Annotated in this window: 18 protein-coding genes and 1 tRNA gene; 4 read left to right on the top strand and 15 right to left on the bottom strand. The window is 40.0% G+C overall.

All coding sequences use genetic code 11. The features are described 5' to 3' along the window. The first annotated feature begins 1 nt into the window (after position 1). Positions 2-1,285 carry a sensor histidine kinase gene (locus tag M8998_RS14065; RefSeq protein WP_249993862.1) on the top strand — a complete coding sequence of 428 codons (1,284 nt, stop codon included), beginning with the start codon at positions 2-4 and terminating at the stop codon, positions 1,283-1,285. A gap of 41 nt (positions 1,286-1,326) precedes the next feature. Here the strand turns inward: M8998_RS14065 and M8998_RS14060 are convergent, their stop codons facing one another. The 5 genes from M8998_RS14060 to M8998_RS14040 all read right to left on the bottom strand — a co-directional run bounded on the left by M8998_RS14060 (position 1,327) and on the right by M8998_RS14040 (position 8,348). Then, positions 1,327-2,151 (bottom strand): phosphatase PAP2 family protein, encoded by an 825-nt coding sequence (locus tag M8998_RS14060; RefSeq protein ID WP_249993860.1) that lies wholly within the window; start codon positions 2,149-2,151, stop codon positions 1,327-1,329. A gap of 37 nt (positions 2,152-2,188) precedes the next feature. Next, positions 2,189-4,615, bottom strand: coding sequence for a TonB-dependent receptor domain-containing protein (locus M8998_RS14055; RefSeq protein WP_249993858.1), 2,427 nt, complete (start codon positions 4,613-4,615; stop codon positions 2,189-2,191). Between the two features lie 97 nt (positions 4,616-4,712). Then, positions 4,713-5,228: a molybdopterin-dependent oxidoreductase gene (locus M8998_RS14050; RefSeq protein ID WP_249993857.1), complete on the bottom strand. Its 516-nt coding sequence runs from the start codon at positions 5,226-5,228 to the stop codon at positions 4,713-4,715. Positions 5,229-5,230: 2 nt separating this feature from the next. Then, positions 5,231-6,322, bottom strand: a complete 1,092-nt coding sequence (locus M8998_RS14045) for a cytochrome-c peroxidase (RefSeq protein ID WP_249993855.1) — start codon at positions 6,320-6,322, stop codon at positions 5,231-5,233. Between the two features lies 1 nt (position 6,323). Next, a complete protein-coding gene (locus M8998_RS14040) occupies positions 6,324-8,348 on the bottom strand; it encodes a TonB-dependent receptor plug domain-containing protein (RefSeq protein WP_249993853.1) in 2,025 nt (674 codons plus the stop codon). A 235-nt stretch (positions 8,349-8,583) separates the two neighbouring features. Here M8998_RS14040 and M8998_RS14035 point away from each other — a divergent pair, with 235 nt between their 5' ends. Then, positions 8,584-8,952, top strand: coding sequence for a winged helix-turn-helix domain-containing protein (locus tag M8998_RS14035; protein WP_249993851.1), 369 nt, complete (start codon positions 8,584-8,586; stop codon positions 8,950-8,952). A 146-nt stretch (positions 8,953-9,098) separates the two neighbouring features. Here the strand turns inward: M8998_RS14035 and M8998_RS14030 are convergent, their stop codons facing one another. From M8998_RS14030 to M8998_RS14020, 3 genes are all read right to left on the bottom strand, one after another. Further along, complete coding sequence (locus M8998_RS14030) at positions 9,099-10,607, bottom strand: TlpA disulfide reductase family protein (protein ID WP_249993849.1); 1,509 nt, start codon at positions 10,605-10,607, stop codon at positions 9,099-9,101. Positions 10,608-10,963: 356 nt separating this feature from the next. Next, on the bottom strand, positions 10,964-12,028 hold the full coding sequence (locus M8998_RS14025) for a bifunctional transcriptional activator/DNA repair enzyme AdaA (RefSeq protein WP_249993847.1): 1,065 nt from the start codon (positions 12,026-12,028) through the stop codon (positions 10,964-10,966). Then, positions 12,019-12,792: an isocitrate lyase/PEP mutase family protein gene (locus M8998_RS14020; protein ID WP_249993845.1), complete on the bottom strand. Its 774-nt coding sequence runs from the start codon at positions 12,790-12,792 to the stop codon at positions 12,019-12,021. The genes M8998_RS14025 and M8998_RS14020 overlap by 10 nt, the downstream gene beginning before the upstream one ends. 236 nt (positions 12,793-13,028) lie before the next feature. Here M8998_RS14020 and M8998_RS14015 point away from each other — a divergent pair, with 236 nt between their 5' ends. After that, positions 13,029-14,945: a DUF4153 domain-containing protein gene (locus M8998_RS14015; RefSeq protein WP_249993844.1), complete on the top strand. Its 1,917-nt coding sequence runs from the start codon at positions 13,029-13,031 to the stop codon at positions 14,943-14,945. Positions 14,946-15,013: 68 nt separating this feature from the next. On the opposite strand, the gene M8998_RS14010 is transcribed toward M8998_RS14015, so the two are convergent. The 5 genes from M8998_RS14010 to M8998_RS13990 all read right to left on the bottom strand — a co-directional run bounded on the left by M8998_RS14010 (position 15,014) and on the right by M8998_RS13990 (position 19,561). Then, the gene (locus M8998_RS14010; RefSeq protein ID WP_249993843.1) at positions 15,014-15,571 is read right to left on the bottom strand and encodes a hypothetical protein; all 558 of its coding nucleotides are present in this window, start codon (positions 15,569-15,571) and stop codon (positions 15,014-15,016) included. 154 nt (positions 15,572-15,725) lie between these two features. Then, positions 15,726-16,616: an alpha/beta hydrolase gene (locus tag M8998_RS14005; RefSeq protein ID WP_284040475.1), complete on the bottom strand. Its 891-nt coding sequence runs from the start codon at positions 16,614-16,616 to the stop codon at positions 15,726-15,728. Positions 16,617-17,050: 434 nt separating this feature from the next. Then, a complete protein-coding gene (locus M8998_RS14000) occupies positions 17,051-17,488 on the bottom strand; it encodes a DUF1801 domain-containing protein (RefSeq protein ID WP_249993841.1) in 438 nt (145 codons plus the stop codon). 633 nt (positions 17,489-18,121) lie between these two features. Further along, positions 18,122-18,973 (bottom strand): aldo/keto reductase, encoded by an 852-nt coding sequence (locus M8998_RS13995; protein ID WP_249993840.1) that lies wholly within the window; start codon positions 18,971-18,973, stop codon positions 18,122-18,124. A gap of 514 nt (positions 18,974-19,487) precedes the next feature. Next, a tRNA-Pro gene (locus M8998_RS13990) sits at positions 19,488-19,561 on the bottom strand. 278 nt (positions 19,562-19,839) lie between these two features. Here M8998_RS13990 and rplS point away from each other — a divergent pair. Next, complete coding sequence (gene rplS / locus M8998_RS13985; protein WP_249993839.1) at positions 19,840-20,187, top strand: 50S ribosomal protein L19; 348 nt, start codon at positions 19,840-19,842, stop codon at positions 20,185-20,187. Positions 20,188-20,289: 102 nt separating this feature from the next. Here the strand turns inward: rplS and M8998_RS13980 are convergent, their stop codons facing one another. Next, positions 20,290-21,375 carry a Gfo/Idh/MocA family protein gene (locus M8998_RS13980; RefSeq protein ID WP_249993838.1) on the bottom strand — a complete coding sequence of 362 codons (1,086 nt, stop codon included), beginning with the start codon at positions 21,373-21,375 and terminating at the stop codon, positions 20,290-20,292. A gap of 120 nt (positions 21,376-21,495) precedes the next feature. Beyond that, complete coding sequence (gene gyrB / locus M8998_RS13975; RefSeq protein ID WP_249993837.1) at positions 21,496-23,454, bottom strand: DNA topoisomerase (ATP-hydrolyzing) subunit B; 1,959 nt, start codon at positions 23,452-23,454, stop codon at positions 21,496-21,498. Positions 23,455-23,541: the final 87 nt, after the last annotated feature.

Below are 23,541 nucleotides of genomic sequence, written 5' to 3'. Positions count from 1 at the left end.
GATGAAGCCGTTACTACAGAAGACCACTTTGCCATTTATGATCTATATATCGATCATTTTTGTCATCAGTATTCCTGTTTATTATATTGTTGTAGATAACATCTGGAAAGGAGAGCTGGATGAACATAACGATATTATCGCTAAAAAAACGCTGCGTGGATTAACTAAACTAAACCTTTCTGCTGATGAGTTGGCACAAAGTATACTTTTGTGGAACGACATTCAACCAGGCACCAAATTAGAACCTAGTCATTCTGTAGATGCTAAAGCGGACAGTGTCTACACCATCTACCGGACATCTGAATTCGAAGGAGAAGTTTCCGAAGATCGATTTCGTTGCCTCCAGCGAACGATTATTATTAATGACCAGGCCTTTACACTAACAGTGGAGACAAATATTGAGGAAACAGACGAGACGGTGGTGGCTATTAGTTTAATTTCTATTTGTTTCTTCCTACTTATTGCTTTCGGGCTGATTATTTTAAATCGTAGGTTGTCTAAACAAATCTGGCATCCATTTCAGGATACGCTGAGTAAATTAAAAACCTTCAACATCAATCAGCAATCGCAAATAGATTTCATGAAAAGCGATATTAGGGAGTTCGAAGAATTAAACTCGGACATCGCTCGTCTATTGGAAAGAAATGTATCTACCTACAAAACGCAAAAAGAGTTCACGGAGAATGCATCGCACGAGCTACAAACACCATTAGCAATTCTTAAAAATAAATTAGATGTACTTTTGCAAAGTACAGATCTGAGTACCGATCAATACGACATAGTAGAAGAAATGAATCACACGTTGAACAGAAGTGCACGAATCAATAAAAATCTACTCCTATTAGCTAAAATTGAAAATAACCAATTCGCATACAACCCTTGTTCTTTTGACGGTTTATTACGACAACGCATAGAGGTTCTCTACGAATACATAGAACAAAAGAAGTTAGTTTTACATACAAGCATTTCTCCTGACATCCATGTTCAAGCCAATGAGATTTTAATTGATTTGTTATGCAACAATCTGCTGTTGAACGCCATAAGGCATACGAATACAAATGGAGAAATTGGCGTAAAGCTCCATAATATGGGATTTACAGTGAGCAATTCGGGCAGCAGTACCCTAGAGCTGCAAGGGCTTTTTAAACGGTTTAGAAAAACATCTGGTAAGACTGCCGGTAGTGGGCTTGGTCTTGCGATTGTATACGAAATTTGTAAATTTCATCAGTGGACTGTATACTACAAATTTGAAAAAGGAATGCATGAATTTGTTGTGGAGTTTTAGTCCACAGCGCTAAGCGATTAATGGATACAGTAAATACTTCGTTAGAAATTAGCGATACACCCCACACCCAACATATTTTGTTGGTATTGCGGAAAAACCATTATATGGGAGCGTCGTTTTTTACCATTGGATAAAAATTTATTAATCTTTGGGTAGAGCAAATAAGAAAGTTCGGTAGACAAAATGCCAAAGCCGGCACCTGCTACCACATCACCTAACCAATGTCGATCGTTGACAGCACGATAGGCTCCCGTAAAAATAGCAAAAGGATAACCTGACAAACTCAGCCATAAATTATTATCCCGATATTCCCTGTACATAAAGTGGGCAGAAGAAAATGCAGTAGTTGTATGCCCAGAAGGAAAAGATAGTCGATTAGAACCATCAGGACGCTCCTCTCCTACAATATGTTTAAGTGGCAACACGAAGCTAGCGGCGATGAGTTGCGAGGTACCGTAGATTAGCGATCTGTCGACAAAATTATGCAGGCCTTTGACTCCTGTTGCATTCAACCCATATACCATTAGCGTTGGAAAGTACTGAGTATAGTTATCCAGTTTATTACGTCTTAGATTATGCTCACGAATCTCCTCTCGCGCCTCGTTGTTAAGCTGTCGCACACCATTGTTACCCAGACTAATAAGTCCATAACCAATCAATACGCCGGATCCAAGCAGAAAAACAGGACGTTCTCTTTCAGTACGGTAAGTGAGAGGAACCAGCGTGTCTGTAATAGGATTCGTTATGAATGTATTGGCTGAAACGTATGATCCGACGCGGGCAGTCTGCGCACTGGTTTGAAAGAAAGTACCGCCAAATAAGACTAGCACTTTCAAGCTGTATAAAATCCATGATTTCAGTTTCATGACTAATTACAAGAAGAAATAGAGATAATCAGTACTATTAAAACTTGTAGCTATACCCTACTCGCACCACTTGTGTTTCGTAGTAGTCTTCACTGGTATAGGAGAAGCCCGCACCAAAAATTTCTCTACGAATAACCATCGTATTGAATAAATCGGTCGCATTAAAGAATAGCTCGCCTTTTCCCTTTTGTATACTCTTTTTCAAGCCGGCATCTACCGAAAATCTGGCTCCGATTGTGCCTTGAGGTAATAAATCAGGAGCAAGGTAAATTCCTGTCAGCAAGCCTTCCCACCCTCCGCGGAAACGAAATTTATTATTGAGCTTAACATTTCCTGATACAGCCGTTTGTTGTGGCGCTGAAAAGATATTTCGCTCCGGATATAGATTCTCGACTGTAAATGCATTAATCTGATTGCGGTACAGGTTTGCATTTATATTAAAGGAATACATCGCTGATAGCTGCTGATCCCAGGTCATTTCGACATCTGTGTTGTAACTTCTACCAGCATTTTGGAAAACATCGTAGATCAATGTGCTGCCCGGAACAGTACTGGCAATTCGGGTAATAGTACCATCAGCAAAGCGATGATACAATGCGGAGTAAAGGGAACCTCCATTCCATGCCGTGCGGTGCCCCAACTCTATACTATTTGTGAACTGCGGACGCAAAGCCGGGTTTCCCACTTTGATAATCTCGGCATCGTCATATTTCGGAAATATGCGAATATCTACCTCATTTGGACGATCCACACGTCGATTGTAAAATAGCGATATTTTGTTATGATCATTGAGTTTATACGCCAGACGAAGATTAGGAAACGGCTGCGTATAATGGTACCCATCACTATTATAAGTATTGTGGTCTGGATTTACGTCATATTGAATACGCACGTATTCTACGCGAAGGCCCAGTTCTGCTTCCCATTTCGGACTTTCAAATACATATGTCCCGTAAATAGCAGGAATAAATTCTTTGTAGTCCGCCCATCCACCGGCATCAAAATCCAGTACAGAATTAATACCCGGACGAAACTCCATGTTAGTAGGGATAATGCGGTTACGTAATTTTATCCCCGTTTCCAATCGCCCGTACCGAAGTGGCCTGACATAATCCAGATTAAAATCATAAACCTGCTCATCGGACAACAATTTGAACGCATCGGTTCCTGTAGAAGTAGGCAGAAAATTATCGTAAAAATATTGTTCATCCTCTCGATGAAAGGTATAGTTGAAGCCCGCCATCAATTGGTGTCCAGGTTCGGAAAATGTGTGCCGATATGACGCCGTAGCCATTACAGTTGTCTTCAGCTCGTCTTCCAGAAACTGCCATAACCGGCGACGCTCTGAGAAATCGGCATTGAAAAAGGGTTGGTCACCGCGATCAATGATTTTTTCACTACCAAACATCCCAGAGATCGTCAGCGTATTATTCGGATTAATTTCCCAGTCTACACCAGCTTTCGTAGTTAGGAAATTGGTGTTTCGGTTTCGCTTAAGCTGAGAGTTGATCACCGTGCCGTCATCGTATACCCGGCGAACATAATCGTTTTTGTTTAACGTTTCGGTGTAGAGATTGTCCGCTTGCAGGAAGACATTCAGATTTTCTTTGCGATAATTTAATGATACCGAAGGATTGATTTTTGGCGTTATGGTGTATTGAGGCCTGATGGTAGGCAAATTAGCTCTCCGTTCCCACAATGATCCCGCCCCCGCAGTGATCCCTACTTTTCCATTGAAGCCCTGCTGTTGCTCTTTTTTCATCACAATGTTGATGATGCCGGCGTTACCATTCGCATCAAATTTCGCAGAGGGGTTGTTGATAATTTCTACCTTTTCTATAGCAGATGCTGGAATATTATCCAATCCGACTTGGCTACCAAAGCCGGTAAGCGCCGTTTGCTTTCCATCGATGAGTACCGTAATCTGATCACTGCCGCGGAGATAGACACGGCCATCCTGCACAGATACACCAGGAAGATTTTGCATGCTTTGTAGTACAGATCCTCCCGCCTGACTGATGTTGTCTGCCATGGAATAGCTCTTGCGCTCTAGGTTGCTACTTACTCCATTTCGCCGAGCGGTGATGGCTACATCAGCAATTTCCGTAGCCGATGTAACCAAATCGACAGGCGGCAGTTCCAAGTACTCAGAGAGGGATCCCGCATAAATTTGTTCTTGATGGCCCACATAACCTATAGAAGCCATGACCAACACATAATTTCCTGGCTTTACATCCGGCAAAGTGTATCTTCCCTGTTCGTTACTCAACGTTGCGATCAGCACTTCTTCACTGCCTCGCTCCTTTAAACTAACATTTACATAAGATATAGCACTTCGATCGCTTTTGTCGCGTACCAGCCCGGATAATGTGACGGAACTATATTGTGCGAAACAATAGGATATAGAACCTAATATAACCAGAAGGCATGAAACAGCAGAACGGATGAACTCGCTTAAATACATAGTGATACTTTTTATGTACAAAGCAAGACCACAATTTTGTAAACATTTTGAATTTGTTTACCAATTTGCGACCATTAGGCAAGGAATTTTTAAAAGTTTATTTTTCCAGATTTACAGTAGAAAATACGGGGGCAAAGCCTATAATGATCTCCACTACTTGAAAACAACTTCTTGCTGGTTTTTTTTCTCCGGGAACGATTAATCGTAAAGGACCTTCACTCGCATCTAATGGAACGTCGTCTTTTAGGTATGCCAATACAACTCGCCTATCTGTAAATGAGCTATCCAGCTCGGCAAGCGAGAACAACACCTCATATCCATCAGCACAGCGTACTAACAGAAATTTGGATAAGTTCTCCCCTCGAAGCGCTGCTCCTACCGGAGCGCCCGCTTTTTCCAGCAAAGCTTGTACGTTTACTCCTGTGTAAACGTAAGCCTTGCCCGACCTATTATCCTTCAGCACTTCATTAATGGTGGGTAATTTCTCAAAATCTTCCTGGTCAAATACAAGCTCTTTTGGGATATCACCGCTTATTTTCAATTCAAAACTCCTATCCTGAGCCATGCTTCCGAAGCAGGCAGAAAGTAATAACATTAGGTAGATTACACGCATAATTATAATATTTTTAAAAAAGGATTAGAAAAACGTTCATCCCGCAAAAACGTCGTATCAGTGAGCATATGTAGAAACGAGATAATATCTTTTTTTTCTTGTACAGTCAGCCTATTATGCTGACCAGATGTTCCCATCCTATTTTCCAGAAAAGGGCTTATACCATGCCCAGTTATTAAGTGATCACTATAATGATCCAATACATCCTCCAAACTTTCGAACCGAGCATCATGCATGTAAGGCCCTGTAACAGCAATATTTCGCAATGTTACTACACGAAACCGCCCCCGGTCGCCTTGCCTACCCGTTACCATTTCGCGCCCTTGATCATAGTAGATACTATCCAAACCATTATTCATAAATAGCTCTGCATAGGTTTTTACTCCGCCATGGCAGTGGCTACATCCTGCACTACGTAAAACCCCTTTAGACCTGTTTGTTCCGTAAAATAATGCAATCCCATTTCGCTCGGATTCGGTCGGAACATATTCTCCAAGCAGGTATTTGTCATAATCGGAATTTGACGATATCAATGTGCGTTGAAATTGGGCCAGGCCCATTTGAATCCGCTTGGCAGTTATTGAACTATCACCAAAAGCTGCTTTAAAAGCATATTTGTACATGGTTATCTGTTCAAGTTTTCTAACAGACTCGGTCATAGATTGAGCCATCTCATGCACATTGGTTAAGGGCTCTAACGATTGTTGTTCTAACCCTTGCGCTCTGCCATCCCAAAAAAAATTATTTACCCACAATAAATTAACTAAAGACATGGTATTTCTCTGTTGTTTAATCCCGCTTGCCCCCACACTAAAGTCCTCCCCATCTGTAAAAGCTAGTTCTTGACGATGACAACTACCACAAGAGAGCCTGCCGTTTGCAGACAGCGCGGTTTCATAAAACAGCATCCGACCTAATGCAACCCCTTCCACCGTTAACGGATTATCATCCGGAATTTTATAGCGCGCGCCAAAACCATACGGCACTTCTAATGGATAAGAGCTAGGCTTCAATTCAATAGATGAGCTACCCACCACACATAATGCGACCATAGCGAGCCATAGCAATGCATATAGGTACTTAGACGATGTCATGTTAAAATCTATACATGATATTGGCAAAATAGTTACGTCCTGCTTCCGGATAACCTTCCGTTAGTGCATAATTAGCATCAAAAATATTATTTACCCCGGCTTCCAGAGAAAACCAACGCCACAGATGCACACTAGCTCTAGAATTAAAAACCGTAAAAGGATCGGTCATTACACCGTAAGGCGTGCTATACCGACCAGAGTTCGACTCTGCATTTGCCTGAATCGTAAACACATCTTTGAAACCATATTGAAGATACCCAAAAAATTTATTCCTTGGAACATCCGTTAGGAAAATGGAGGGTTCACTAATATTCGTTCGATTGATGAAGGTATAATTGGCGCCAATAACCAGAGATGTGGCAATGCGGTAGTCTGCACCAATTTCGAGTCCAGCATTTCGTGTGTGCCCAACATTTTGTAGCTGATTTAACCAGGTAACACCATCAGCGGCCAACGCTACATTCCGAACATTTAGAATGGTATTTTCAATATCACTGAGAAATAGTGACCCCACTAGATTAAGCGAATTATCTGCAAACGAGCCTTTATACGAAATATCATAATTGATCGCGTATTCGGCAGCAAGATCAGCATTGGGCAAGGCAGTACCCATACGGTATGAATACCTGTCTTTAGTGGTAGCAAATCGCGTTTTGCGCGCTATAGCCACACTTATTATATTATTACCATTCAGATCATACTGCAAGGCACCTTGCACATTAAATGCATTGTTACTATTTGCTGGAAAGTTTATTATTTCCTGTGTTTGAGCATTGAAATCTTCGGCGTTAATGCTGGTGCGGTTATTAAAACTTAATCCGGTAAGAAAAAGTAAGTCTTCGGTAATGGCTAATTGGTTCTCTAAACCGATACTGAAGGTTCCATCCGACATTTCGCGCTCAGGCTCTCCGACATTATGCTCGCGATGAACATCCCGTTTGTACTGAACACTGGTAACCAGTCGATCTATACGGCCTATCTGCTTATCGTACTCGATAATCCCTCCTAAAGTATGATCGTTGTATAAACTGGAAAATGCATAAGGTCTGGTCATTGTTGAGAATGTCGCATCGTCATAGGAGTTCAGTATATTCTTAAATTGATCATAGTACAATCTCGTCCGAACGGATTGTGAGTTATCTAGCTGGGTGTTAGATAAAAAATAAAGACTTTGCTTATCCCATTTTGGCCATTGCCAATAGCGAGGCCTACTGAATAGTGTATTCAACGAATCTGCACCTGCATAGACAGGAGTACCTTTTTCACCGCTTTGATAAGCGTAACTCAGTGCATATTCGGAATTAGTAGTAGGACGATAGGCTACTTTCAGACTTACTTTTTCATCATCACTGTAAGAATTATCCCTTGTACCGCCATCTTCATAGGCTGTAGCCTCAAAATCGTTGGATAAGGGAACAAAGTTTCGCTTCAATTTTGATAAGCCTGCCTGAAAATAAAAATTACCTAAATTACTGCCAATATTTAAATTACTACGCAATCCACCTGTCTGCCAACCGCTAGCACCGTTGAGTTCAAATGCCTTTACAGGCTGCCTAGTTACCAAATTAATGGCACCTCCCATCGAGTTAGGACCATAATTAACTGGTGTGTAGCCTTTAGATATCTGTATATCACTCAAATCGAATGTCGTAAATCGGGCTAAGTCTACGTAACCATCGTAAGGCACATAAACCGGTATGCCATCAATCAAAACCGGAACATTGCGAAGATCGAAGCCTCTAACATGTATCAATGCTTCATTGCGAGGTCCGATTTGTGATAATGTTACCCCAGGTAAAAGATTCAAGGCCTTACCCACATCGTTCTTAGCAAATTGTTGAATTTGATGTGCAGGCACTGAATTAAATAAGGGACTTCGCTTATTCTTGAACACTTGAACCTCACCTAAGGTAAATACATTGGATAACGAGTCTGTCGATTTGCCAGGAGTATTTAAACTCTCTTGAGCCCATCCTTTAAATCCAACTGATAGCATAATTACAGCCCATAGCAATGATTTGGTCATAAGATTATCGATATGTTTTTAAATATATAACGAATTAAAAAAAAAATCAATCCTTGTAAGTACTACGCAACTAACCACTACATAAGATTGATGCGGTAAAGATATAGAATTGAGCTCTTCGATTATTAAGGGCGGCGCCGTTTCAGTAATAATGGTTATAAATTCAACTAATTAGCCTGAAAATTCTTTTACAATAACAATATTAATAAATTTGGAGTAGACAAAATTTTCGGATATGAAGCAAACTATTAGCAATCTTCTAAATCCAGATGTTGATCCTTCGATAAGTGGAAGAATTTGGATCACATCTGCGTCGGGAACGCCATTTTTTGGTCCGGGACCAATGGAGTTGCTAGAAAGAATAGCAGATACTGGCTCGATAAGTAAAGCCGCTTTAGAAATGAAAATGTCCTATCGTAAGGCTTGGGGACTAATCAATAATCTTAATCAGCACACATGTAAACCCGTAATCATCCCACGTATTGGTGGAGAGAGTGGCGGTGGATCTATCTTAACAGAAGAAGCACTTAACCTCATTTCTGCCTATAAAGGTTTGCAAAGTCGGTTTCGAGCATTTTTGGAACTTGAATCTTCAAATATCTAAACTACGAACATCAAGCCTGGTAAGCTTTAAGACTAATCTATTTTTTCCATCAGCGATTTAGGTAGACTATGCGTAGCTGAAGTCGCCAGAGCTATTAAACCTTGTAGAGCAGTTTACATCAGCCTTTTGGCGACCTCCAGTATCACTTACTTGTGAAGATATGTTCCTAAACGCTCCTTTTGTTTTTGTGTGTTAAATCCGTTAGTGGTTACCTGTTCCAAAGATCCTTCAGCTGGAACTAATACGACATTCATTTCGCTAGGTGTGTGCGTATTACCTTGCAATGTGATTATTCCCGGCTGTATGTAGAAGTTCAGATGTTCGCTCAATGACCCTACCCCTTCTCCGGCTTCATTGCTAAAATAAGCCTCTACCTGAGTTTGGGATTTAATATTCCCCACATAGCTAAATACGCCTCTAAACATCTTTACGCTATCCTGAACCATCTTATCATGTTCGTCGAGATAGTTAACATGAAAGAAGTTATAGTTCAGATCGTTTATAACCTCCCCCTTAATGACGTAGGTATCCGCATCCAGTTCAGGTGGGCCTAAAATTTCGTGCAGTTTTTCTTCGAGGAATTTCCCTTTTAAATTCTTCGCAATAATAACACCGTCGGGATCTATCAACAAATTGGATGGAATAGATCGAATATCGTACACTTTGCCCACCTGGTTATTCCATCCGTGAAGATCAGAAAGCTGCGTCCAGTTTAGGTTATCATCATGTATAGCTAGCCTCCAAGGGTCGCTTATACCTGGTCCATCGAATGATATACCTAATACCGTAAAATTGCTATTCTTATATTGTTGGAATGCCGTTACCAAATTTGGATTTTCCATTCGACAGGGTACACACCAACTTGCCCAAAAGTCAATAAGCACATATTTTCCCCTAAAATCTTGCAGTGAAACCTCGCGACCCGCCGTATCCTTTTGCGAAAATGCAGGCGCGACACGGCCTATACCAGTTAATTTATCCGTATTGATACTGTATTCAATTTGTTTGATGGGGATATTATTTTTAGCCCTGGGAGACAACTGTGAGATAAGAGCATCCAATTCTTCAAAATTGCTTTGCCTGCGCAAACTGAAAAAAATGGGATAAACCACCAGAGGACTATTTTTATTATCTAAAACGAACGCTTTATCTCGCTCCTTCTGCGCTCTGTTTAAGCGATCAATTTCTGCCTGAAGAAGATTGATTTGCTCACTGTCACCTTGCTCTCTGGCAGTTCGCAATTCAGAATACAGTTGCTCAGCTTCTCCATCTTGAGGCCTGCTTTGAAACTTATTATAATATTCAGCCAACTTGCCTCCGGAAAATTTAGCGCCATGAAAACTGGCAGATCGACTATTTATCCTCAGTTTACCTCTTTCTAAAAAAAGAAAGGTTGTTTTGCCGCTTTCCTGAACATCCTTTCCGATTTGCAAAATATAAAATTGGCCTTCCCCTTCAGGAATGTGGATAGCGAACTTAAAACCATTTTCATCTTGCTTGGTCGAATCTCGAAACGAACTTCCAAAAGTAGAGAGATATAGTAACTCGTCTGCTGGTACACCTACTATCTTTCCCGTAATAAATACATTGGCATCTTGTGCATAACTAATCATGCAAATAGCCAAAAAAGCGAGTGTAATTGACATCTGTTTCATTTCCAATATATTTTAGATCTTTAAAAACTTCTCTATTTAATCCTAAAAATAGTGAGCGTTAACCTTACTGTTTTAGCATCCGCCAATACCGAGGGTCTTCGTAAAGTATCGTCGCCAGAATTTTCGATGGTATGTTTGGCCATAACTCTGTTGTCAAAATGGCGTATTACGCTATAAAAATAATAAATTTCATCTTATTAGATATATAATTTCTTTTCATTTATCAATCGGGTATTTTTGAAGATTATATTTTATCAAAAAAATGCTTAAAATTATTACATAGTGTTTTTTGACTTTTTGGAATTAAAGAAATTGCCTTAAAGATCAGTATTTGGAATCGCTCTATTCTAACCTTATCATGACGTTCTTGGAGTGATTTCATTTCTATATTTTTGCTCCAGTTCCAATAAATACTTTTTGCGCCATACGCCACCGCCATATCCAGTTAATCTGCCATCTGATCCAATTACTCTGTGACAGGGAATAAGGATGGCAATTCTATTCATCCCATTTGCATTGGCAACGGCTCTGACACTTTCAGGATTTTTTATAGACTCAGCCTGTGCTTTGTAAGATTTCGTGGATCCGTAAGATATAGCTCTTAAAGAAGTCCAAACCTTATTTTGGAATGCTGTTCCCGGCGTGTGCAATGGTACACTGAACTCGGTTCTCCTCCCTTCAAAATATTCATCCAATTCCATTTCTAACTGTTCAAAAAACGGATTATGCCCTTGAATAATGGTCGCATTAAGTAGTCGGGAGATTGATTTTAGTTCGGTTTCAAGCATTCTTCTATCCGTAAATTCCAATAAACAAAGACCTTGACTGGATGCGCAAGCAACCATCGTTCCTAGTGGGGTTTCGATTCTTTTGAGATCAATTACAGATTGTTGCTTTCCCTTAATGGGCGACACCCCAAAGATATTTTTAAATGATTCGCCAAAACCGCTCAACGATTCATATCCCATTTCGTAAGCAGTATTGGTAACACGATCACCATCCTGAATTCTCTTGAAAGCTGAATTGATTTTGAACATTCTTTGATAGGCTTGAAATGTAATTCCGTGATTTTTGAGAAACCATCGCCTTATTTTATTGGGATCAATACCTCTTTGTCTTATATCATAATCCTTAAACTTAAAAGCGGGATTGTCCCTTAACTCCTGAAGGATTTCTTGAATTTCCGATGGCGTTTCATGGAGCTTTTTTAACGGATCACATATTTTACAGGGTCTATACCCTTTTAAAACACACTCCTTTGTGGTCTCGAAAAATTCAACATTTTCAATTTTTGGCTTACGAGCTGTACAAGAAGGTCGACAAAATATACCAGTCGTTTTTACGGCGGTAAAAAATACGCCTTCGAACGAAGTGTCCTTTTCAACAATAGCTTTGTACATCAATATTTTAGTTAATTCCATAATGTTTTAAAAGATTGTGCTTCCAATATGGAGTTAGAAATAGACACTAACATATTATGACTATAACAATATACAAAATTTCCTATGCTGATTCGTTTAACACTATATGCAGAGAGTGTTTCAAAATCCGCAAGCTCTGGCATACACATTACATTTAATGGGAGATTTGTTTTCGCTACAATTTGTTTTATATCTTCCATAGCCGTAATACATGGCAAAAAAATGCCATCGATTGGCAGGCGCTGATATAGCTCTATTCTATTACAACTTTCCTCCAATGCGTTGGGTAGCTGCAATAGAAATGCATCACATCGTACATTGATAAAAACAGAGACTTTTTGTTTATTCAATTCTCTCAGCAGTATTTCAAGAAAATGAAAGAACTCGCTTTTATTTTTCAAATTCCTTTCACCTTTTTCCATGACGGAATCTTCAATATTAATTCCAACCACTCCAAGATTGCACAGTCGTTTTATGTTATCACAGACTTCTGCAGGTGTTTTTCCGTATCCGGATTCTATATCAACAGATAGTAGTAATGTGGTATTGCTTATGATCCTTTCAACCATAAACAGCAGATCCGAAAATGGCATTTGTTCACCATCTTCATAACCCAACGTATGCGCTATAGCAGCACTTGAGGTGCCGATGGCTTGGTATTTTAGTTGCTCGTAAACTTTCGCACTTTGTACATCCCATACATTCCCCATAATTAGCGGACTCATTTGATGGTGCAACGCCTTGAATTTTAAATAATTTGTCATTCCTTATTTTTTAACAAAACTATTTGTTGAATTGGCTCCCTACACCCGAAAAATTGACAAGTATTTTTTATTCTTTAATCAAATATCTCTACATTTTTCTAACCACACCTGAAGCGCCTGAATTAATTTTAGGTGGATCTCTCCTGTGATTATGTTGCATAATCATTTATTTTATTCTGACAAATACCTCTATTTAAAATAGTTAGTTGATTACCTTTACCTAAACATCAATCAGTATGAAAGTTTCCCTAAGAAATAAGCTTCCCAGTATCCATAGCATTTTTGCTGAACTAATGCTTTCGATAAAGCGCTTTCCTGCTGAATGCATCTATGCTTTGACTGGCTCATTTGCTGCATTGCAGTTAGTGAGGGATGAGGTGCTTAACTCTGGCAGCGAAATTTGGTGGATCCGTCTGTTGATGCTTGCTGCGATTGCATTTCCTTTAAACCTTTCCATTTCCTTGGTGCTTGCAAAAAAAGAGACGTATTCCTGGAAGCCGTTTTGGGCAGTTAAGCTGTGTGTCGCACTGAGCAGTTTGTTGTTCTTTTTTCTGTTAAATCCTGAGGTATATCCGCAAGATGTGGTGCATTTTTCACTACTTTTTATTGCCTCCATTTTGCTCGTGTCTTTTGCCGCCTATTTCAAGGATGGTGATACGATGGCATGGTGGCACTTCAATAAGGTATTAATCTTGCGCTTGCTTACTGGCGCGCTTTATAGCGTTGTACTAGGTGCAGGCCTGAGTGCTGCATTTGCTACAGTCAACGAGTTGTTGATTGAAATGGACTGGGTATATCTTCGATATATTTGGGTACTTATCTTCACGGTATTCTTTCCCCTGTATTTTCTGGCTGGTGTACCAAAACGGCTGGACGGATCGCTTCTAACCAGAGATTATCCGAAAGGACTAAAGTATTTCAGTCAATATGTGCTTATTCCCTTAGCATTTGTCTACTTAGTGATCCTATTGATATATGAACTAAAAATTCTAACACAGTGGCAATTGCCGAATGGTTTGGTCTCCGCATTGATATTGGGTTATGCAAGCATCGGAATTTTGAGTTTATTATTGACCTTTCCTATCAGAGATAATCAGGAAAATGCCTGGATTAGGTCTTATAGCAAGTATTTTTATGTTTTCTTGATCCCCCTTTTTATCTTGCTGATGTTGGCAATTTTGAAACGGGTCGACACCTATGGCATTACGTATCAGCGCTACTTTCTGATAGCGATCGCTGCCTGGTTACTGTTCCAGATTATTTATTTCCTTGCCTTTCAACGTACCACTATTAAAGCGATCCCCATATCTCTTTTTGCAGTTGTACTGCTTATCAATTATGGGCCACAAAGTGCCCTATCGGTGAGTCTAGCTTCTCAAAAAAGCATCTTGATGAACTTGTTTGAAAAAGAAGGATTGGTAAAAAATGGATTTTTACAACCGGTGGCCGAAGATAGTATAGATGCCGCTACAGCCATACGCATGGCCAGCTCGCTCAATTATATTTTATATAATTATCATCCTGAAGTGCTGCAATCCATTCTGACGATAGACATAGAACAACAACTGGATACGATAAAGAAAGATGGAAATCTAACCGCAAATAGCACGAATAATTACCGTAGTGCAAGAACGCAGATAACCAACAGGATACAGCAACATCTTCATCTAACTGAATTTTCTAATCGTTGGCAATTCAACGCACAATATGCGGAAGAGCTTAAGCTCAATTATTATTTCAAATCAACTTCCTCGGCCATAGATGTCGTAGGCTATAATTATGCGGTAGAGCTACAACCCTATGTTGACTCCACTGGAGTGGATACGCTCCCAAATATCACGTATTACCAAACTAGAACTGGTGCATATCAAGAGATAACACTTCATTTAGGAGAAAAGGATTTCAGATTCGCGATTAGCGACTTCATAAAACAGTGTTTGGAAAGCGAACAATATCTGAAAAAATATGAAGACAAGGTGTCTTCTCGAAGTTTGGAAAAACGACTGGTCATTCCTTTGTCCGCACTAAGGCTGACACAACAAGCAGACGGTATGGAAGTCACCTTACAAATTCAAGAAATATTTTTTGAATATAGTGCGTCAAAAGACGTAAAAATTAATTCCATGAAAGGCACTTATCTTATTAAGCTTTGATAAGATGCTGGAAAGTTAGGTATCAAGATTTGTAATCAATATCTCAAAAAAAGAAATTTGTAGCGTACTCATTCAACACCTGTTATTCTACTTGAGTCGCCATTGACTTTCCCCAAGCCTACAGCGAGCGATTTTGAATAAATAACAGCCGTAATTCCAAGTGCAATCTTGATAGCTGCTGTTATAACAAAATTGGTATCGTACTCATTAGTTGGCACATCACTTTGAACAAGCGTAATATGCTCCTTCAGCTTAATTGCAAAGTCTGGAAGTGTCCAAACAACCAAGATTAGTCCCATCAGTACCAAAGCAATTTCATAAATCAATTCTCTATCGACAGATAGCATACTCCTTTCTTCATAATCGCTCGGCTTGCACACAAACTTTACAATGGTCTTTGTTTTGAGTGTTAGAAACAAAGCAAATAAAACGACGAAAACGAGGTTGGCAATACTCAAAATTAAAAATGGAGTCTGTCCAAAAGATTCAAACATTTCTGGGTTTTGCTTCGCATGTATCAACAGAGCAGATGTTGCGAGTGCGGCAGTCAACAGGTCAATGCACGTAAATAATAAATACAGCCCAAGTACTTTAATTGCAATTTCATATATGTCAGATTTTTTCATAATTGTTGGTCTATTATGAGATAGTTGCCGTTGATAGCGTTTGAAGGTATAACGAACGTACTAGATTTGAACTATAAATTCTAGTCGGAGCGATATAATCCTACTAATGTTGGGACTAATGAATAATAAAGTACCGATTACACTTCTTTAGCAATCACTCTTCGTTTAGAAGTTTTATAATAGTGTTTAAAGCTTCTCTTGCCTCTCTCATCACAGGCAAAAGTGGCCATATGTGGGGCATCCCCTCTCCTATGTATACTTTGGTAATCACACGTTCTTTTTCTAATTCTTTTAAAAATAGTTTTTGATCGGGGTAACTAATATCGTTTTCTGCGGCAAACACGACTGTCTCAGGAAACTTTTCGAAGCTTCCGCTAATAGGTGATAGTAATGGATCACTTAGGTTTTGATGATCAGCACACATTAATTTGGCGCTAACCACCCCCCTTTTTGATAAAATAGGATCCTTATCCTCTATGGAATCAATATCTGGGTTCTTGAAAGAAGGATCTATTACAGGAGAGATCAAAAATAATTTTCCAGGCAAGTTCCTACTATTCTGAATCAATCGCTGTGTTAATGTAATCAATAGGGTTGCTCCGACAGAGTCTCCTATACAAAGGATGTTATCGGACCCAACCTTTTCCAATGCGGAATTGTAAACTTTGTCTATATTCCGTGATATTTCAGAGATTTTGTGCTCGGGTGCTTTGGGGTAATCGCACATCCAAATGGTATGCCCTGTCTGTCGGCTTATTTTTTCGATGGTGTCCCAATGGTGTTTTACAGGGCCATAAACAAAAGCGCCTCCGTGTATAAAAAGAAGTAATTTATTAGATTGCTTCTCAGAAAGTACTTCCGTGACGGTTGTATTTAATACGGTGAAGGTTTTGACATAACTCCTTCTTTTAAAGTACCTTTTTTTTGGAAAATGAATATCTTCATTCCGTAGCTTTTTGTAATCAATAGGGTCTATACTGAACGTTCTCTTAATCCCTTTTAATTTGATCACGAATAAGGTTAGATAATAACTTAGACTTTTCATCTGGAGCGTTACCTAAATTTTTAGCAACTGTTTATTAGTCCCATCCAAAACAGTAGTAAAGGTTATATTGGTGCAAAAGTTCATAGGTAAATAGTTAGATTTTAACGGTTCTTATTTGCCACGCTTTCGCTGCTTATCTCATCGCTAACAGTTCGTGACGCGAAACTAAAATACTAAAAATTTCTCTAATTCCCTTGCGCAGGAATAATTTGGATCTTCATGTATAGCCTACGCCTTACTATAAAAGAAACTAGAAACTCTATTCTACTTAGCTAGTATTGATTAGATTAAAGTGTCTAATCATTTTTTATGTGTTGACTTTACACGTTATACTAATCACACTAACAGCGGGACAGTAGCATCTATAAGCTACTAGGCATGAAGAAGGAAGCGCTGGCAATAGAACTGTAGAGTAGCCAAGTACCGGAATCGCGCTATTTTACCCTACAAGAACATTCATGATGCTCGCTAATGTATTTTATGGTTTCTATGCAGAGCTCTTTTAAAGCAGATAAATTGATGTCTGAAAGTTTTTTTACATAGATACAGGCTTTACTCATTTTGAATTTACCTAGGTCAGCTAAAACTAATTGACTTCTTTCTGTGTGAGAATAAACATATAATGTAAGTGCAGCCTTTCTCGGAGAAAACCCAAGCACAGGTGCATCTCCTTCGTGTCCACTGGCATATTTATAATGGTAATTTCCAAAACCAATAATGCTCGGCCCGAACATTATTGGTTCTACACCCGACCATTCTTGCAGTAGCTCCATCAGTTGAAAACTATCCGCCTTTTTCTGTTCGTTGTCCACGTATGAGTTTACAAAATCTGCTACGTTCTGCCCAGTGTGCGTTGTCTTTGCTTTTGCCATGAGTTAATTATTGTCTAAAATCCCTTTACACGCCTCCGCCCAACCGATGTTGGTGGCAAGCAAAATGCTACTGCGATTGTAGAAAACTTGCGCCAATCACTTTACATGATTTGTTAAAGCGCTTCCAAACTCTAAAATAGTGAAATTGGCCTTTCTATTGATCTTCCCATCCTTTTTAATTTCGCTATCATTCGTGAGAGTAAAATTGCTTTGTCACCTTTTATTTTATACGGGGTGATTTTTCGGTTGAAGTTTGTTTAATAATCATTGTCTTAACTCTGTGTGATTTCAAGTCGATTTCTTCAGTTATAACTTTTCCTCCTGGTGCAACTGAAGTTTATTTATCGTATGATAGTTGGTCGAGAATGCGCGCATTATGTACAAGTCGAGCCGAAAAAACCTTGGTTACCAGTCTTTAGATTGTGGTAATTTGTTAAGATCCCTTTTCATCAATTAAAACCATACAGTCAGATCGTTTAGATCAATTCTCTGTTCGAACATCTTCAAGAGTGCATTTCATTCTGATCTAAAATCAGGTATGACCTGCAGTTAAGATAGATAAGGCATTACATAAAGCGCTAAACTAGCCGATTTCAAAACTGTTATGACGATTCATATACTATTTTACCTTTTTTATAAAGACAGCTTAAGTTCACTTAGTAATTTCACCATTTTTGGATCACGGTGATCGAAAAATGAACTCTCATTCGTGTCGAGTGTAGCGATGGAATTCATATCATTATCGGTTAACTCAAAGTCGAAAATCTTAAAATTTTCAGCTATCCTTTCGCTATTTACTGATTTTGGAATAGCGACAATGTTTCTTTGCACCAACCAGCGAAGTACGATTTGTGCAATAGATTTTTCGTATTTAGCAGCAATATTCGACAATATTTGATCATGAAATAGATTATTCTTGCCTTCTGCGAATGGGCCCCAAGACTGTAATTGCACACCTTGTTCCTGCAAAAATTTCTGACTTTCGATTTGCTGATGGAAAGGATGCGTCTCGATCTGGTTGACAGCCGGAACGAAACCGCTGTTCACGATTAGGTCCATCAACCGGTCAGTAGAAAAGTTAGCTACTCCAATTGCTTTGATCTTCCCTTCATAGTAGAGTTCCTGCATAGCCATCCATGATCCAAATATATCCCCGTAAGGCTGATGAATCAGATACATATCCATATAATTAAGCTGCAAACGATTCAAGGATCTTTGAAATGCATCCTTGGTCTGGCGGTATCCAGTGTCTTGAACCCAAAGTTTTGAGGTAATAAATAATTCGTCACGATCGATACCACTTGCCTTTATTGCATTTCCTACAAATTCTTCATTCAGATAAGAGGCTGCGGTATCAATAAGACGATAACCTGTTTCTATGGCAGTCATAACTGCACGCTCGCACTCTATAGAATCTTGGATTTGGAATACGCCAAATCCAAGAATTGGCATTTTTACACCATTGTTTAATTCTATCGTTTTCATGTGATCTCCTTTTTTAAGTTTCTTATATACAAAGTTGAAGAATTTTGGAAAAGCACATTGTATACAAATCACTCTTTATCCTACCATTAATACTGATTGTTAAGCTTTTCGAATTAATTAACTTTTGAAATCTGCAGCAACGGCAGTCAACAGAAAAGATAAGCATGAAGAATCCGATAAACCATACTATAATAGTCTCAACGAGATCTATTCGATTATCGTTCTTAATCGTTTTTTGATGATAACTCTATAATCAAAGATTTAGACAGGTTTTAAGGATTATTTATCGGAGTGGCAGGTTGGCTTCAGATTCGCTAACCCCGGTTCTCATCAGCCACGCCCGAACACAAAAAAAGCCCTAACTTTCGTTAGAGCTTTTTTGTCGGGGTGGCAGGATTGCTTCAGCCCCGCAAACCACAAACACAAACCCTGAAGCTCCTAACGGATCGAACCCCGGTTCTCATCTGCCACGCCCGAACACAAAAAAGCCCTAACTTTCGTTAGAGCTTTTTTGTCGGGGTGGCAGGATTCGAACCTACGACCTCCACATCCCAAATGTGGCGCGATACCGGGCTACGCTACACCCCGAAAACGAATCTTTCTTCGTTTGTGTGGCACAAATATACGGCGATTTTTATTCTTGTCAATACCCCACACAAAAGAATCTACTAATTCATTGATTTAATGGTTATTATTTTTTTATCGCACCAAATTACCTCTATCGGAGCGACACTCGGCCGAACGTATTTGAAGAATAATTAACATCATTACAGATTTTCAAAATTAATTTCAAAATGTAAGAAATTGTCCGTAATATTGCATTCCGATTTTCACAAGACAAAATCGTAATATAATTACTCGAAATCATGGATTTAGTAAAATTTGTAGAAGAACAAGCGGTAGCGAAAAATGACATCCCCGCTTTCAAAGCCGGAGATACCATTAGCGTTCATTATAAAATTCGCGAAGGAAATAAAGAGCGTGTACAGGTATATCAAGGTGTAGTTATTCAATTGAACAGCGAAGGTGCTAACGCAACTTTCACAGTACGTAAGATGTCTAACAGTATTGGTGTGGAGCGTATTTTCCCTATCAACTCACCTAATATCGACAAAATCGTTGTTAATAGCTACGGTAAAGTTCGTAGAGCGAAATTGTTCTACCTACGTGGACTTACTGGTAAAGCAGCTCGTATCAAATCGAGACGCGTATAATTTTAATTGTATCTTTTGCCTGTTTTAATTAACAGGTCTACAATATGCGAATATAATCAAAAGGCTGATTTCTACCGGAATCAGCCTTTTGATCATTACTTCTTACTCAGCTTCCGTCAGCTGAACGATTTGTCCGGTCTTTACAGATTCATCACAAGCCATAGCAATGCTTAAGCTATTGAAAGCATCTTGCATTTCTTTGCTCAAATCAAGGTTTTCTTGGATGGCACGAAGAAAGTATTGCTGTTCACGATTACAAAGCTCTTGATGATCTGGCTCGTCTTGTAGATCTATGTATTCATCTTGTCGCAAGAATTTATTCTCCGAATCAATAGCTGCATGATGCACGCGTAATGATTCTGTTTTGGTGTGCGCGTCTATAGAATGTGACTTACCAGTAGCAGAAGCTTCTTTTGCAACAATAGACACACTACCTTTAGGACCAAATACATCTTTTACAAAGAAGGCGGTTTCACTGATCATTGGCCCCCACCCTGCTTCATACCAACCTACACTGCCATCATCGAAACGGATCTGCAACTGACCGTAGTTATAATTATCTGGCGCGATATCCTCTGTCAACCTCGCCCCGATAGCAGACACTTGCAAAGGCTTAGCATCCGTCATCTGACACATCACATCGATATAATGCACACCACAGTCTACAATCGGACTAATGGTTTTCATCAGGTTACGATGTACATCCCACATATAACCTTGGCTTTGCTGATTTAAATTCATCCGCATCACCAACGGGCTACCCATGTTGCGCGCCTGCGCAATGAATTGTATCCACGAAGGGTGATAGCGCAAGATATAGCCAATAACGAGCTTCCTATCTGCTTTTATAGCAGCTTCCATCACACGTTGCGCGCCAGGGATGGTGTCTGCCATTGGCTTTTCCAGAAACACATGTGCGCCAGCTTCAAATGCAGCGATAGCAAAAGGTTCGTGTGTATCAGGATAGGTGGAGATGCAAACCGCATCAGGCCTTGTTTCAGACAGTGCCCAATAATAATCTCCGAACAGGGGGTACTCTGCCCCCAGACTCGCGTTCAGCGCTTCTTTACTCTGACCCTTGGATACTAATCCGACAATTTCAAAATCGCCCATATGATGGTAGGCATGCGCGTGGGAGGCTCCCATATTGCCACATCCGACCACCAATACTCTCAATTTAGACTTCATACTTTCTATTTATTCAAAAATTCGACCAATTGGACATAAAAAAAGCTACTTTGTTGGTGCTGGCCTCGCCATACTGCCTAACAAAGTAGCTCCGATATTTGTTTAGAAAACTAACCGCGGTTAGATATCTATTCGCGCATAGCGCGCGTTCTTCTCAATAAATTCACGTCTAGGCGCTACTTCATCACCCATTAGCATGGAGAAAACACGATCGCACTCCGCAGCATTATCGATGGTAACCTGACGCAATGTCCTTAGTTCTGGGTTCATCGTTGTCTCCCACAGCTGCTCTGCATTCATCTCACCAAGACCTTTATAGCGCTGTACATGTACACTATCTTCCCGGCCTCCGCCTTTGAGGCGCTGGATTGCGGCAAGACGTTGTTCTTCGTTCCACGCGTATTCGCCCTCTTTACCTTTCTTCACTAAATAAAGTGGTGGTGTAGCGATATAAATATATCCCTGCTCAACCAGTTCACGCATATACCGGAAATAGAAAGTCAAGATCAAGGTAGCAATGTGGCTACCATCGACATCCGCATCCGTCATGATGATAATTTTATGATAACGCAGTTTGGCGGTGTTTAATGCTTTCGGATCTTCTTCTGTGCCGATGCTCACCCCTAACGCGGTAAACATATTCTTGATTTCTTCGTTTTCGTAGATCTTATGCTCCATGGCTTTCTCTACGTTTAAGATTTTTCCACGAAGTGGCATGATCGCCTGAAATTTACGGTCGCGTCCTTGCTTTGCCGTACCACCCGCCGAGTCACCCTCGACAAAGAAGATCTCACAAAGTGCGGGATCGCTACTTGAACAATCTGCAAGTTTTCCAGGAAGGCCAGAACCACTCATCACCGTTTTCCGTTGCACCAATTCACGTGCTTTACGCGCTGCAGCGCGAGCCTGTGCCGCAATGACGACTTTCTGTACGATTGTTCTGGCTTCTTTAGGATTTTCCTCCAAGTAAGTGCTTAAAATTTCGCCGACGGCCATATCTACCGCACCCATCACTTCGGAGTTTCCTAATTTAGTTTTGGTCTGTCCCTCAAATTGAGGTTCCGCTACTTTCACCGAGATCACAGCTGATAAACCTTCTCGGAAGTCATCTCCTGTGATTTCTACTTTCAGGTTTTTTAACAGACCCGATTCATCTGCATATTTTTTCAAGGTACGGGTTAGTCCGCGACGAAATCCCGCTACATGCGAACCACCTTCTACCGTGTTGATATTGTTTACATAAGAATGTACATTTTCCGAAAAAGTATCATTGTATTGCAAAGCCAACTCTACCGGAATACCTTGTTTGATTCCTTCCACGTGAATTGGCTCTGGGATCAAGGGCTGGCGTGTACCATCCAGATACTTCACAAACTCGCTCAAACCGCCTTCAGAAAGAAACACATCCTGACGGAACGAACCATCCTCAACACTTTCACGCTCATCGACCAACGTCAATTCTATACCTTTATTTAAAAAAGATAATTCACGAAGCCTGTTCGCTAAGGTATCATAATTATAAACGGTGGTCATGGTGAAGATCTCGGGATCTGGCTGAAAGGTAACTATAGTACCTGTCTTATCACTCTCGCCAATCTCCTTTACCTCAAATTGTGGCTTACCCTGTTTATACTCCTGCACAAAGACTTTACCCTCGCGGTGTATTTCAGCGCGCAGATCTGTAGACAAGGCATTCACACAGGATACACCCACACCGTGCAATCCTCCAGACACTTTGTAGGTGTCTTTATCGAATTTACCACCGGCATGCAAAACCGTCATCACGAGCTCTAAAGCAGACCTGTTTTCTTTCTTATTGATACCTGTTGGGATACCCCGACCGTTGTCACGCACAGATACGGAATTGTTTTCATGAATAGTAACTAGAATATCAGTACAATATCCAGCTACCGCCTCATCGATAGAGTTGTCTACGACCTCATATACCAAGTGGTGCAAACCTTTAACCCCGGTATCGCCGATATACATGGATGGACGCTTACGTACTGCTTCCAACCCTTCCAGTACCTGGATATTATCCGCGGAATACGTAGATACATTTTTATTTTCTTCGCTCATGAAATATACTTAAAGACTTCTTGAAATTATCTATCAAAAATACGAAAAAACACCCGTATTGACAAGGTAAAAAAACGGCTTAAGAAG

It is taken from the genome of Sphingobacterium sp. lm-10 (genome assembly GCF_023554555.1).
Taxonomy (GTDB): Bacteria; Bacteroidota; Bacteroidia; order Sphingobacteriales; family Sphingobacteriaceae; genus Sphingobacterium.
Note: the sequence above shows the minus strand (reverse complement) of the source record. Positions and strands in the feature narration are given on the sequence as shown.

What these genes read in the sequence shown, in the direction of transcription:
- M8998_RS14065 (WP_249993862.1), top strand. Translation starts at nt 2, where the DNA reads ATGAAGCCGTTACTACAGAAGACCACTTTGCCATTTATGATCTATATA.
- M8998_RS14060 (WP_249993860.1), bottom strand. Translation starts at nt 2,151, where the DNA reads ATGAAACTGAAATCATGGATTTTATACAGCTTGAAAGTGCTAGTCTTA.
- M8998_RS14055 (WP_249993858.1), bottom strand. Translation starts at nt 4,615, where the DNA reads ATGTATTTAAGCGAGTTCATCCGTTCTGCTGTTTCATGCCTTCTGGTT.
- M8998_RS14050 (WP_249993857.1), bottom strand. Translation starts at nt 5,228, where the DNA reads ATGCGTGTAATCTACCTAATGTTATTACTTTCTGCCTGCTTCGGAAGC.
- M8998_RS14045 (WP_249993855.1), bottom strand. Translation starts at nt 6,322, where the DNA reads ATGACATCGTCTAAGTACCTATATGCATTGCTATGGCTCGCTATGGTC.
- M8998_RS14040 (WP_249993853.1), bottom strand. Translation starts at nt 8,348, where the DNA reads ATGACCAAATCATTGCTATGGGCTGTAATTATGCTATCAGTTGGATTT.
- M8998_RS14035 (WP_249993851.1), top strand. Translation starts at nt 8,584, where the DNA reads ATGAAGCAAACTATTAGCAATCTTCTAAATCCAGATGTTGATCCTTCG.
- M8998_RS14030 (WP_249993849.1), bottom strand. Translation starts at nt 10,607, where the DNA reads ATGAAACAGATGTCAATTACACTCGCTTTTTTGGCTATTTGCATGATT.
- M8998_RS14025 (WP_249993847.1), bottom strand. Translation starts at nt 12,028, where the DNA reads ATGGAATTAACTAAAATATTGATGTACAAAGCTATTGTTGAAAAGGAC.
- M8998_RS14020 (WP_249993845.1), bottom strand. Translation starts at nt 12,792, where the DNA reads ATGACAAATTATTTAAAATTCAAGGCGTTGCACCATCAAATGAGTCCG.
- M8998_RS14015 (WP_249993844.1), top strand. Translation starts at nt 13,029, where the DNA reads ATGAAAGTTTCCCTAAGAAATAAGCTTCCCAGTATCCATAGCATTTTT.
- M8998_RS14010 (WP_249993843.1), bottom strand. Translation starts at nt 15,571, where the DNA reads ATGAAAAAATCTGACATATATGAAATTGCAATTAAAGTACTTGGGCTG.
- M8998_RS14005 (WP_284040475.1), bottom strand. Translation starts at nt 16,616, where the DNA reads ATGAAAAGTCTAAGTTATTATCTAACCTTATTCGTGATCAAATTAAAA.
- M8998_RS14000 (WP_249993841.1), bottom strand. Translation starts at nt 17,488, where the DNA reads ATGGCAAAAGCAAAGACAACGCACACTGGGCAGAACGTAGCAGATTTT.
- M8998_RS13995 (WP_249993840.1), bottom strand. Translation starts at nt 18,973, where the DNA reads ATGAAAACGATAGAATTAAACAATGGTGTAAAAATGCCAATTCTTGGA.
- rplS (WP_249993839.1), top strand. Translation starts at nt 19,840, where the DNA reads ATGGATTTAGTAAAATTTGTAGAAGAACAAGCGGTAGCGAAAAATGAC.
- M8998_RS13980 (WP_249993838.1), bottom strand. Translation starts at nt 21,375, where the DNA reads ATGAAGTCTAAATTGAGAGTATTGGTGGTCGGATGTGGCAATATGGGA.
- gyrB (WP_249993837.1), bottom strand. Translation starts at nt 23,454, where the DNA reads ATGAGCGAAGAAAATAAAAATGTATCTACGTATTCCGCGGATAATATC.